Genomic DNA, 11,102 nt, shown 5'->3' on the forward strand with positions numbered 1-11,102 from the left:
GTCCAAGCATCAGAAGACGGTTCGCAGGCTGACGAAGGCCGAACGCGGCTGGGTCGGGATCACATAAGGACCGCCGAAGTACTGGTAGGGCTCAAAGCCCTTGCGACCGGCCAGATTGACCACTGACAGACCGATCCGGACGACGCCCAGATCGTAGGATGCTTGCGCGTCGATCAGGGCCAGGCCCTTGGCGGCGATCGTGTTGGGCAGGGTCAGTTCGCGGCTGGACGTGGCGGTCAGGCCGCCGCCGATCCGCAGGCCCTTCAGGTCACCGGCCAGGAAGCGATAGTTGGCGGCGAGACGGCCGGAATGCTTGGGAACTGCGCGCAGACGGTCGCCGACTGGAAGGGTGTTGTCCTTGCTGACCTCGGCGTCGGTGTAGGCGTAGTTGAACAGCACCGAGAGAGCCGGGGTGGGCTCGTAGACCAGATCGGTCTCATAGCCCTTGGAGCGCTGTTCGCCGGTCTGCACCGAGACGAATGGGATCGTCGGGTGAGCCGTGATCACGTTCTGGCGGGTGATCTGGTAAAGCGAGACCGTGCCGGTCAGTCCCTTGATCGGCGCGGCGAACTTCAGGCCGCCTTCATAGGACTGGGACGTTTCCGGCTTGGGAGTGATGCCGTAGAAGCCGCCCGCGACCACGCCCTTGAAACCCTCGGCGTAGCCGGCGAAGGCCGATACGCCCTTGCCGAGCCGATAGGTCGCGCCGATGCGCGGCGTGAGACGCTTGTCGGTGTCGGCCGTGACGGCGCCGACGTTGCTTTGGATCTTCAGCGTCGTCCAACGCAGGCCCGCGGTGATGTCGAGTCGCTCGCCAACGGCGATCTGGTCCTGGACGAAGACCGCCGCCGTGCGCATGCGGTCGTTTTGATCAAAGAAGAAGGCCGGGTTTCCGCCGAAGGCGGCGTACGGACGGGCAGCGGCGTAGTCCAGCGTCGCCCAGGCCGGGTTGAAGTACATCGCGCCGAAGTAGCGCGTCTTGTCATAGTCAGCGCCGACCAGCACCTGGTGGCGAACAAGCCCTTCGCCCAGGCGCGCCGTCAGGCTGCCGGTTACATAGTTCTCGGTGGTGTCCGAGGGCAGGTAGGCCGTGCCGAAGTTGTAGACCGAGCCGGCGATCTGGCCATACGGGAAGGACGAGTACTCCTTAAAGGCCCCCTCATAGCGGCTGGCCGTGACGCTGGCCTCGAGCTTGTCGGAGAGCTTGTGCGTCAGGTTGGCGGTCAGCTGCTTGTTGGTGATCCGCGTGCGCGGCGCGTCCAGGGCGCCGGCGAACTTGTAGCGATCAATGACCAGGGCTGGTGCGAAGGTCAGCCCCGCCGGCACGCCGGCGTATTCGCGCTGTTCGAGGTGGTTGTAGCGACCGCGCACGACGAGGCGCGTCTTGTCGTCGATCTCGACGGCCAGGGTCGGGAAGATTGCGTAGCGACGGCTGTCGATGTGATCGATGTAGCTGTCGGCCTTCTCGGTCATGCCGGCCAGGCGGAGCCCGACCTTGTCATTGACCGGAAGGTTGATCGCCGCATCCGCGCCCAGGGTGTTGAAGCTGCCCGCGCGCAGCGCGACCGTGCCGCCGAACGTCTCGCCCGGGTCCTGGGACACGACATTGATGATCCCCGACAGGGGCGCGCCCGAACCGCCGCCGTAGAGCGTGCTGGTCGGACCCTTGGCGACCTCGATCCGCTCGACATTGACCAGGGTGGCCGGGTCGGCGATCCCCGCCGGCAATTGGTAGGTCGGGGCGCCGTCGAAATAGTAGTTGACCGGGAAGCCGCGAATGAGCGGCGGCTGCAGGACTATCTGTTCGGTGCTGGTCGGGGTGACGCCCGAAACGTTGACCAGAGCGCCGGACAGAGTCTGGAGGGCCTGGTCCTCGATAAGGCCTCGCGTGAGGGTCTGGATCGATTGCGGGATTTCCTCGACCGGGGTCGCGGTGCGCGTGGCGCTCAGCGCGCTCGGCGCGGTGAAGCTACCACGCGGGCTGGTGATCACGACCTCGCTGACCCAGCTGGTCGGTGAAGCCTGAGCCAGGCCAATAGACGGCGCGCCGATCACAGCGACGGCGCTGCCGACAAAGAGTGCGATTTTCATGAGGTTTTGGCGCTCCCCGGCGCGGCTTTGAGAGATTGTTTTGTTGGGAAGGCCGCGCTCAGCGCGCGGCGGCGTCGAACAGGGCGTTGGCCTTGTTCCAGTTCACGACCTGCCACCAGCCGCTAAGATAGGCGCCGCGGTTGTTCTGGTGTTTGAGGTAGTAGGCATGCTCCCAGACATCGTTGGCCAGGATCGGCGCGCCCTTGACCGGGGCGTCGTCCATCAACGGGTTGTCCTGGTAGGGCGTACTGACGACGCGCAGCTTGCCCTCGCTCCAGATCAGCCAGGCCCAGCCCGAGCCGAAGCGTTGCAGGCCGGCCGTCTCGAAGGCCTTCTTGAAGGCGTCCAGGCTCCCGAAGTCCTTGTTGATCTGGGCGAGCAGCTTGGGCGAAGGCGCGCCACCCAGGCCGGGCGCGGCCATCAGCGTCCAGAAGAGCGTATGGTTGTAGTGGCCGCCGGCGTTGTTGCGCACGACGGCCGGGTGGCGCGAAACCTCCGACAGGATCGCGTCCAGCGACTTGCCCTGAAGGGCCGGCGTGGAGGCCACCGCGCCGTTGAGCGCATTCACATAGGCCTGATGATGACGCCCATGGTGGATGCGCATGGTCTCAGCGTCGATGACGGGCGAGAGCGCTTCATGGGCGTAGGGCAGGGGCGCCAGGGTGAAGGCGGCCTGCGCCGCCGCAACGGCCTGCGGCGTGCTCGTAGTTTGGGAGAGCGCCGGGCTCGCGGCGCAGAGCGCTAGGATCGCAGAGACGGTCAACAAACGTCGCATGAGGGGCTCCAGGGAAGGTGAAGAGGGCAGAGGCGTCGCGAACCTCCGACAAGGCTCGCGACGCCGAGACGGTGCTCGGCCGGTACGGGGGGGACCGCCACGCCGCAACGCCGTCCACGACCGAGCGCTAGGCGCCCGTCGTTCCGTTGGCGGGTTGGTCCGGCAAGAGGCTGGCGACCAGCGACTGCATCGCTTGGATGTTCCGGCTGAGCAGCATTGCTGAACGCTCCAGATCACCCGCGGCGACCGCGTCGAAGAGGCTCTGATAGCGGTCGATCCACACCTCACGCTCGAGCACGGGCAGTTCGCTGGCCAGGTAGATCCGATCGACGGCGTTGCGCAGGTTCTGCACCGTCATCAGGGTCAGGTCGCGATCGGCCGGCGCATAGAGGGCGGCGTAGTAGCGGCGGTCGGCGGCGATCCAGGCGCGGGGACCTTCATCGTCCTCCAACTCCAGCATCACTGCGCGAACAGCCCGCAAGGAGCGCGGTGTGTGCTGGCCGATGGCCCGCGCGAGCATGTCGCTTTCGAGCAGGCGGCGAAGGTCAAAGATCTCCAGACAACGGCGAGCGCTCGGCGTTGAAACGAAGGCGGCGCGGTTGGGCGAGATCTCGATCAGCCCTTCCGACTCCAGCTTGGCCAGCGCGTGGAAGACCGGGATCCGGCTGACGCCCAGCTCGGCGGCGACGGCTTCCTGACGAAGCAGGACGCCGGGGCGCAGCAGGCCTTGGACGATCTGGTCGCGAAGGTGTTCGGCGACGGCGGCGGCGGCGTTGGGGGCCGAGCGCATCATGCGCAGCCCCCTTCAGCGAGACAAAGGGCGGGTGTTAGGCGCGCCGGACGGGGTCCGGACGAGAGACGCAAGGAAGACATGGGAAGACCCAATTTCTGATCTGACACGGGCGCGCGACGTCGCGAGCGACGAGGCGCGAGGCGAGAGGTCAGATCTGGGTCGGGGGGCCTGTCTGAGGGGGCGGCCGCGCGCGCAGCGGCAGGGTCATTGCGCGTCCGAGGACAGGGCCCAGAGACGCCGCCGTGACGAGGCCGGCGGCCTGTAGCGCCAAGCTCGGCGATACCGGCGGGGCGGCGTGAATCAGCCCGGCGAACCCGCAGTCGGCCTTGCTCGTGTGATCGCCGTCCTTGGCCGGGGCGCTGGCGTCAGCAGCGCCGGGGGGCGCAGCCACGACTTTGGCGCCGGCGGCGGAGCAGATGATGATGGTCGGCGCGCCGCTCTCACCGAAAACCGGCATGTAGCCGATCGGGATGAGGACGCGCAGGCAGACCGCCACGAGGGCGAACGCCATCGCGAGGTCGGTCCACAGAGGCTTTTGGGCGGCCTTGTCCACCTCTCCCTCGTAATCTCCCGAGGATCACAAGCCAAGAATGAACATCCAAAACGCGTAAAGGTATTCGTGTATACAGAAATTCAGCTCTGTCCGCCGTCAGCGCCCATGAAACAGATTGAGGGTTCCGTTTAGAGGAGGGCTTTGGTCTCGTCGTAGTGACGAAGGAACGAAGATGAGACCTAAACCCTTGGCCGCGAAGGCGACAACCGGGGAGCGGGTTGTGAAGGATATCCCGCGGGCGACGCGCCGGCATTTCTCGGCGGAAGACAAGATTCGGATCGTGCTGGACGGGCTGCGCGGGGAGGACAGCATCGCTGAGCTTTGCCGCAAAGAGGGCATCGCCCAGAGCCTTTGCTACGTGTGGTCCAAGGAGTTCATGGAGGCTGGCAAGCGCCGCCTGGCGGGCGATACGGCCCGGGCTGCGACCACGGACGAGGTCAAGGACCTGCGGCGCGAATCGACGGCCCTGAAAGAGGTAGTGGCCGAACAGGCGCTTGAAATCCGCCTGCTCAAAAAAGCATGATCGCCGATGGGGGCGACGAGGCATGAGATATCCGGTTTGCGAAAAGATCGAGATCATCCGCCTGGTCGAGCAATCGAGCCTGCCCGTGCGCAAGGCCCGCGATGGCGGCGCGCACCGTCAATGTGCGTGGAAGCCACGTCTGCGACGCATGTCAGAGCGTCGCCGCCGGCTAGATCGCAATGGCGAGGTCGCGCCAATTGCTGACCTTAGCGCAGCTCCCGAAACTGGACGTTCGAAGCGGGCAACGAGAAGATCGATTTTGACAGACGCCTTTGAGCTCCGCCATCATAGTCCGCCGGCGTTGCGAGCAGCTTCAACGCGCCGGCGGTCGCTGTGGTGAACACCACGCGGACGTCCCGTCCATCCACCTGCGCATGGGTTTCCAGCCGGCCATTGACGTCTCGCGCCAGGACATAGAAGGCCGCGAAACGCGCCGCCGCGCCGGGGCGCCATTCAGCGCAGCTGTGCGTGACGTACCCTGCTATTTTCACCCCCTCCGCTCGCTCTGGGCTTCTGGGTTTTCGAGGGCTTCCAGGTTGGCGTCAGGCCAGCTTGATGATCAGAATCTACGGCGCGCTAATCGCAAACCTGGGTGCGGATAGCTGCCGGGAATTAAGTGCACTGTCACCGTAATTCCCGCATCGCCTGAGCCTTCTGGCTACCCGCCATCCCAGAAGCCGTCTGATCGGAATTGTGGCCGAGCGGATCGACGTCTGCGGGTAGCGGGTTCAAGCGTACTGCAGGCGCAGGCGGATAGCTAGATAGGCCAGCGGCCCGTCATGCTGAATGTCCATTTGCCGGAGCGAACCCAACGGCAGCTCCTGGCGCGACCTCGCCATTGCGGTTCAGCCAGTCCGCTCCGCCTCGACGTTGGACGCGCCAGATGCCCTTCGAACTCTGCGCAAACCGCCGCCTTCTCGTCGGGAGGCAACCAGTTCGACATCTGCGGGGTGACAACAATCCAAAAAGCCAGTTCACGGGCCGATAGCGGCATAACGTCCGCCTCGCGCAACATGTCGAGCAGCGCCTCGAAGCGCACCCGAATTGACTCCACGGACGGAACGGTCGGCTCCGCCGTGGCGGGCGGGCATTGAACGGGGAAGAGCTCAAGTTGCGACATGGCCTATGCCTGCGCTCGATTTGGAGTGCGATCTAGCCGGCGGCGACGCTCTGACATGCGTCGCAGAAGTGGCTTCCACGCACATTGACGGTGCGCGCCGCCATCGCGGGCCTTGCGCTCATTCCAATCAAATGAGCGCGCTACAACGCGATCAGCCATCTGCGGCCTATCTGACGCTAAGCGGGCGATCGCCGAGCAAACTCATCCGACCTGAGCGATCCCCTCCACAGCCGACGCTCTTGCAATTAAGTCGCAAAGACTGACAGCCTTAAGTGGTCAAAGTGGACAGCGTTAAGTGGTCCTTACATACAACAACCCTGGCGGCCCGGGAGGGACTCGAACCCCCGACCTTCGCTTTAGGAAGACGCCAGAATCTTGGAAAATAGATTCATGATTTCAAACGCCTATTGCGACGTACAACTGTAAACTGGTCTTCGCTATGTGGATTTGGGATTGGGGTCATGGTCTCGAGCGCATCGCGAAGGGCGCCGTCCATGGCATGTGCATAGCGCATCGTAGACTTGATGTCGGCGTGTCCAAGTAGCTGCTGTGCGAGTTTGAGGTTTCCGGTCTGAGCCAGGATCATGGTCCCTGCGTGGTGGCGCGTTCCATGGATCAGGCGCGGCATGTTGAGGCCCGCGCGCTTGGCGGCGGTGCGCATGCGCTGCTGAATGCCGCCATAGGTGAACGGGAGGTACCGCACCTGACGCTCGCGTTTGCCGGCGGCGGGGATCTCCAGTTCTTCGAACCATACAGTCTCAAGGCCGACGCTGATCGCCTTTGCGGCGCGGATGGCGATGTCCTCGGCATGGTCTTGGCGAAGCGGGAGCATCAACGCGCCCCGCTTGCGCTTATTGATCACCAGGCGCGGCCCTGACGGATCAAAGGCGGACGGCGGGAAGAAGAGCTCGCCAAGGCGCAGGCCGTACGTGAGGAGCACGGTGAGCGCCATCCGGGTCACCGGATCGCACTCGTCAAGCCAAGCCTTCTGCTGAGCTTCGCTATAGAAGCGTACCTCCGGCTGAGGTTCAGTAAGCGTCAGCGCGCGCCAGTTGACCTTCGGGATCGGTTTGACTTCCCAGACCGTTTCGGCCCGCCGCAGGATCCGGCGCAACATGACGATGATGTCGTTGTTCACGGTCGCGTTGCTGATGGGATAACGCTTGGCCGGCTTACCGGGTCGATCCGTCCCCTTTTTGAACGTCTCGTTGCGGCGCTTCTCGATCGCGGCCGAAACCCTGCGCGTGGTGATTTCGACAAGGCGTGTCTCGGGCCCCATGAGCCGCAGAACGATCTCCAGCCGCCGTTCGACGTCCCGCGCTGTGCGCAGACGCTTACCGACCTCTTCCCACCACTGGCCGGCCGCCTCATCGAGCGTCATCTTGGCCTGATCCTCGTACAGGCCTAGCGCGACGTCGGTTCGGATCTTGCGCTCGACTTCCTGCGCCTTGCGCCGCGTCTCAACGCCCGTCGAGCCCGTATAGCGCTTACCCTTGTACTGGAAGTCGTACTGGAAATAGCGGCCGTTTGGCCCCTTGTAGAGGGTCATGGCAAGACCTCAGCGCTGCCGCATGGAGCGCTGGGAGAAAGGTGTCGCGCGGCGGTTGCGCGGGACGCTCACAGCCCGCTCTCGCGGTCTAGCCTCGGGCAGATCGGGCCCGTCCAGCAGGTAAGTCCGCAGGGCGTGTTCTGCGTAGCTGCGTAGGCGTCCCTTGCGAACCGCTTGGACGATACCGGCGTCGGCCATAGCCGAAAGGGTTACGGCATCGACCCCAATGAGTTTGGCGGCCACCTTTGCGCACACGAGCGCGCGGTCCTTGAAGGCCTCTGCAAACCGGGGCTCGGTGATCGGACCAAGAGAACGAGCCGGCGCGACGGCTGTTTGCCAGGCGGATGTCGGGTCGAACGCTGATGCGGGCCGATCGGCAAAGCGCGGGGGCGCGGCGCAGGAGCCTGGCGTGTGGGCTGGATCGTCCATGCTGATCACGATGGGCGCGGTTTGGGCGCGATCAACCGGCGCAACGAAGGCGGCGTAGGGCGTCGCGGAAAGACAGGTGTCCGGCGTATCCGCACGCCCACCCTCAAGCGGCGGACAGAGACGTCGGAACATAGGGCTCTCCACAACGAGGACAGTTGGTCGACGCCAAGAAGGCGACGCACGCGCGTACGAGAGGTTCAGTGTTGTCGTCGGCGTGAAGGTTCTGTCGGGCGGCGACGGCCAGCAGGCTGGCCACCTCGTGCAGCGTGCTGGGCTTGGCGCGGCTCAGCCTGCGCCAATGCTGAGCCGTCGCTCGTGAAATCGCCTGGAGCTTGGTCTCGATGGCGGCCATCTCTGGTCCCATCGGCAGCTGGCGACGCTGAACACGGTCGAGTTGGAAATAGCAGTGCTCGGCGACAGCTTGGATCTCCAGCGCCGCCCAACGACGTGAGAGACGGTCGGTTTCGAGGTCCGCCGCCAACCATCGGGCGCATTCGCTGATCAGGTCCTCAGAGACTGGATCAGCGGACGTGGCGCAGTCACCGACCAAGGGGGCGGCGGAGGTCGCGCCTAGCAAGGTTCGGCGCGAGATGAGGGTGGGATCTGACTTACGTCTGGCCATAAGGGGGCTCCCGGCGCGAGCGCTCGGTCCGACTTGAAAGCAAGTCGGTGGCGTTTTGGAGGATTTCGCTTAGACTTCAGCGAAATCCTCCGACTTAGTCAACGGATTTTTGCAATAAGTTGGAGATTTTCTCTAAAAATGATCCTGCCGACCCAAATCCGTATGGCTCGAGCGGCACTTGGGTGGAGCGTCCGGGATGCGGCCGAACGCTCGGGAGTCGCAGACTCAACGATCCATCGGTTCGAGGCGAACAAGGGCGGGATGCAAACCGGCACTCTAGACCGGCTTCAAAGAGCGTTAGAGGAAGCCGGAGTAATCTTTCTCAGCGCCGACGCGAACGGCGGTCCTGGTGTCCGGCTGCGCTCCTAAGAGCCTGGACCTGAAAGGTCAGTGCTCGCCCTGGAGCGCTTGCCGAGCCTCTGCCGGGCGGGATGCTGAGGGTCAAGGGCGGCTTCGCCGTCGCTGCGCGATGGCGCCGTAGGCGCCACCCTTGACGCTCAGCAGCCCGTCCGGCCCTTCCTTCCAGCAAGCGATCCAGGGCGCTGTCTGGCTCCCTGGCGCTCCGTTGCAGGGCGCTACCCACGGAACGGTCAGCGCCTCGAACCCAGACGGCCAACGCCGTGGAGCGGCAGGTCCAGAAGCGAAAGCAGCCAACGTCACCGAGGGGGATCGCGGCCTCTTCTCTCGCGGTATTGCCCCTGGCCCAGAAAATGAGTCGTCAGGATTCCGCAGCGTTCAGGAGATTTTTGGGCAGATCTTCGAGTGCGTAGGGGTTCAGAACCTGCCGCCTCCACATCAGATTGCGATCGACCTCTCCAAGCTCAGCCTCATCACAAACTTCGCTCCATGAGGCGCGAATGGTGCGTAGCTGCTCTTCGATAATCTCATCCGCCCGCGCAGGCGAAAGAAGGAAGTTGGCGGCCGCGCGGCGACACACAGCCAGTTGGCTCATCCGCTCATTGCCCACAATCAGCATCGCCTGCGAGGCCTCATTCCCGGCGCGCGACTGCGGGCAGATATCGTAGGCGGGCGTGAGCGTAAGCATGCGGCCGTCCCAGAAGGCTGCGTGGTTGCGGGCATGATCATCGGTGTTGCCGACGAGGATGTTGAACACCAAGCGGGCATAGAGCTCGCGTAGCGTCGCCTCCGGCGCTGTGAAGCCGTGGCGGATCTTGGTGCAGAGCTCTTCGTAGCTCGCGTAGCGCGCCATCATTTCTTCAAGTCCGAAAATGGTCAGGGCCGACACCATGGCCTTGCGCGCCCAGCCGCCGTCTACACGCGGACGGTCGAAACGCTCGACGAGCAGAACGTCTTTGCCGGCGGCCTGTACGAGGCGCACCGGAGCAACATTGAGTCCGACACGAACGGCGAGCCGCATCGCGACGAACTCACCTTTGACGACGTTGAAGACGTCGCTTTGCGCCGAGAATTTCGCGATGAGCTTTTGATCGCCATCGACGATGAGCGCTTTGGGACGGGCACCGCCAATCGAGCTGCCGTGGAAGAGCGCGCGCTCGAGCCCGGGTGTGAGGGGCACGCCGCGCTGAACGCGATCCGCCGCCGCGATCAGCTCCTCAAGCGAAGCCTCGCTCGGTTCGCGCCCGACATACTGGGTTGGCGACGCCTGAAAATCCAAAGCCCCAATGCGGTCCGATCCAGACTCCAGCAAATAGGTCAGCTCGTCGAGCTGGTTGATGTCGATGTCGTCGCGTTTCGCCCCGAAGCGTCGGTTGATGATGACCCGGCGGCCCCAAGCGTCAGGCGCCGCATCGCGAATGCAGCTCGGAAGCTGCAATCCCGGAGCGGGGCGCTGGATGCCGGTAATGAGGGGAAGCTCCGGCGCGTAGATCGCGATGCGGTTGTCGCGTTCGAGATAAGAACGGCCGTAATTGAAGACGAGATCTTCGCCGTCACGCGACAGCAGGCCGGCAACCACAGGCGCGGTCTCGCCGGGCAGCCAAATCCACACATAGGCTTCGTCGAGGCGCGCGCTAGAAGTCATCTTTGACCACCTTCGCGCTTGTCCGAACCTTCTTTGGCAGAAGTGTCAGCCGGCGCGCTGTGTCGTGGGCTAAGACGTTCCGCAGATCGCGCAGCGCCTGGCCGCTCTCCTGATGCGGATCAAACAGCGGCACGCCGACGATCGTCGCAGCCTCAAAGACAGCCCCAATCGAACAGGCCGGATCGCCCTGTTCGATGCGATAGAGGAGCGCGCGCGAAATGCCCGCGCGGGCAGCCAGATCCTGAGCTGTGAGCTTGCGTTCAATGCGGCCAATCCGGATGAGCTGGCCTAGCAGCGCGATCCCCTCAAGGGCGCTTCTGGAATAGGCGCGGTCGGTAGGCTTCGGCATAGCTATGTCCCGCTAATGAGACGGTTTAAGGTTTATAGTCTCGCTTATAAGACATTATGCCTAGGGCGAGCCTTTATATCAAGGAACGTCTTATTGGTGAGACGTGAAACGATATAACGTCTTATATATGATGCATAATGGCTTGCCCCACGGAGCGGGTTTGTCGGGATTTAAGAGCAAAGAGCGCCCCAGGCCGGTCCACGAGATCCAGTCATTGAGGCCGTCGCCCAACAGGCCTCGATGGTCCAACCGCCTTCAGTTCGCCGCGTGCCCGTGCGCTGCTCCCCAAACTTGGC

General features: G+C 64.1%; 11 protein-coding genes and 2 pseudogenes. 2 read left to right on the plus strand and 11 right to left on the minus strand.

Annotated elements, in window-relative coordinates; all coding sequences use genetic code 11:
- Positions 1–9: 9 nt before the first annotated feature.
- The 4 genes and pseudogenes from OVA11_RS05950 to OVA11_RS05965 form a co-directional block, all read right to left on the minus strand.
- Positions 10–2,207: pseudogene (locus OVA11_RS05950) on the minus strand (TonB-dependent siderophore receptor).
- Complete coding sequence (locus tag OVA11_RS05955; RefSeq protein ID WP_268066615.1) at positions 2,150–2,866, minus strand: superoxide dismutase; 717 nt, start codon at positions 2,864–2,866, stop codon at positions 2,150–2,152. The pseudogene OVA11_RS05950 and the gene OVA11_RS05955 overlap by 58 nt, the downstream one beginning before the upstream one ends.
- A gap of 127 nt (positions 2,867–2,993) precedes the next feature.
- A complete protein-coding gene (locus tag OVA11_RS05960; RefSeq protein ID WP_268066617.1) occupies positions 2,994–3,659 on the minus strand; it encodes a GntR family transcriptional regulator in 666 nt (221 codons plus the stop codon).
- Between the two features lie 148 nt (positions 3,660–3,807).
- Entirely contained in the window at positions 3,808–4,212 is a 405-nt protein-coding gene (locus OVA11_RS05965) for a DUF2946 family protein (RefSeq protein WP_268066618.1), read from the minus strand.
- Positions 4,213–4,384: 172 nt separating this feature from the next.
- Here OVA11_RS05965 and OVA11_RS05970 point away from each other — a divergent pair.
- Positions 4,385–4,838, plus strand: a pseudogene (locus OVA11_RS05970) (transposase); the annotation flags it as partial.
- Between the two features lie 103 nt (positions 4,839–4,941).
- Here OVA11_RS05970 and OVA11_RS05975 read toward each other — a convergent pair.
- The 5 genes from OVA11_RS05975 to OVA11_RS05995 form a co-directional block, all read right to left on the minus strand.
- On the minus strand, positions 4,942–5,226 hold the full coding sequence (locus OVA11_RS05975) for a hypothetical protein (RefSeq protein WP_268069022.1): 285 nt from the start codon (positions 5,224–5,226) through the stop codon (positions 4,942–4,944).
- A gap of 266 nt (positions 5,227–5,492) precedes the next feature.
- A complete protein-coding gene (locus OVA11_RS05980) occupies positions 5,493–5,855 on the minus strand; it encodes a hypothetical protein (RefSeq protein ID WP_268066619.1) in 363 nt (120 codons plus the stop codon).
- Between the two features lie 388 nt (positions 5,856–6,243).
- On the minus strand, positions 6,244–7,404 hold the full coding sequence (locus OVA11_RS05985) for a tyrosine-type recombinase/integrase (protein ID WP_268066620.1): 1,161 nt from the start codon (positions 7,402–7,404) through the stop codon (positions 6,244–6,246).
- A 9-nt stretch (positions 7,405–7,413) separates the two neighbouring features.
- On the minus strand, positions 7,414–7,965 hold the full coding sequence (locus tag OVA11_RS05990; protein ID WP_268066621.1) for a hypothetical protein: 552 nt from the start codon (positions 7,963–7,965) through the stop codon (positions 7,414–7,416).
- Positions 7,937–8,455 (minus strand): hypothetical protein, encoded by a 519-nt coding sequence (locus OVA11_RS05995; RefSeq protein WP_268066623.1) that lies wholly within the window; start codon positions 8,453–8,455, stop codon positions 7,937–7,939. Before OVA11_RS05995 ends, OVA11_RS05990 begins: the two co-directional genes overlap by 29 nt.
- Positions 8,456–8,617: 162 nt before the next feature.
- On the opposite strand from OVA11_RS05995, the gene OVA11_RS06000 reads away from it, so the two are divergent.
- Positions 8,618–8,824, plus strand: coding sequence for a helix-turn-helix domain-containing protein (locus OVA11_RS06000; RefSeq protein ID WP_268068903.1), 207 nt, complete (start codon positions 8,618–8,620; stop codon positions 8,822–8,824).
- A 349-nt stretch (positions 8,825–9,173) separates the two neighbouring features.
- Here OVA11_RS06000 and OVA11_RS06005 read toward each other — a convergent pair whose 3' ends face one another.
- Positions 9,174–10,457 (minus strand): type II toxin-antitoxin system HipA family toxin, encoded by a 1,284-nt coding sequence (locus OVA11_RS06005; protein WP_268066625.1) that lies wholly within the window; start codon positions 10,455–10,457, stop codon positions 9,174–9,176.
- Positions 10,447–10,806: a helix-turn-helix transcriptional regulator gene (locus OVA11_RS06010; RefSeq protein ID WP_268066626.1), complete on the minus strand. Its 360-nt coding sequence runs from the start codon at positions 10,804–10,806 to the stop codon at positions 10,447–10,449. The genes OVA11_RS06005 and OVA11_RS06010 overlap by 11 nt, the downstream gene beginning before the upstream one ends.
- Between the last annotated feature and the right edge of the window lie 296 nt (positions 10,807–11,102).

The organism is Caulobacter sp. SL161, from assembly GCF_026672375.1.
GTDB lineage: Bacteria > Pseudomonadota > Alphaproteobacteria > Caulobacterales > Caulobacteraceae > Caulobacter.

Bases quoted from the DNA above. Each gene is read 5' to 3' on its own strand.
- OVA11_RS05955 (WP_268066615.1), bottom strand. From the start codon at position 2,866: ATGCGACGTTTGTTGACCGTCTCTGCGATCCTAGCGCTCTGCGCCGCG.
- OVA11_RS06010 (WP_268066626.1), bottom strand. From the start codon at position 10,806: ATGCCGAAGCCTACCGACCGCGCCTATTCCAGAAGCGCCCTTGAGGGG.
- OVA11_RS05960 (WP_268066617.1), bottom strand. From the start codon at position 3,659: ATGATGCGCTCGGCCCCCAACGCCGCCGCCGCCGTCGCCGAACACCTT.
- OVA11_RS06000 (WP_268068903.1), top strand. From the start codon at position 8,618: ATGGCTCGAGCGGCACTTGGGTGGAGCGTCCGGGATGCGGCCGAACGC.
- OVA11_RS05995 (WP_268066623.1), bottom strand. From the start codon at position 8,455: ATGGCCAGACGTAAGTCAGATCCCACCCTCATCTCGCGCCGAACCTTG.
- OVA11_RS05985 (WP_268066620.1), bottom strand. From the start codon at position 7,404: ATGACCCTCTACAAGGGGCCAAACGGCCGCTATTTCCAGTACGACTTC.
- OVA11_RS05980 (WP_268066619.1), bottom strand. From the start codon at position 5,855: ATGTCGCAACTTGAGCTCTTCCCCGTTCAATGCCCGCCCGCCACGGCG.
- OVA11_RS06005 (WP_268066625.1), bottom strand. From the start codon at position 10,457: ATGACTTCTAGCGCGCGCCTCGACGAAGCCTATGTGTGGATTTGGCTG.
- OVA11_RS05990 (WP_268066621.1), bottom strand. From the start codon at position 7,965: ATGTTCCGACGTCTCTGTCCGCCGCTTGAGGGTGGGCGTGCGGATACG.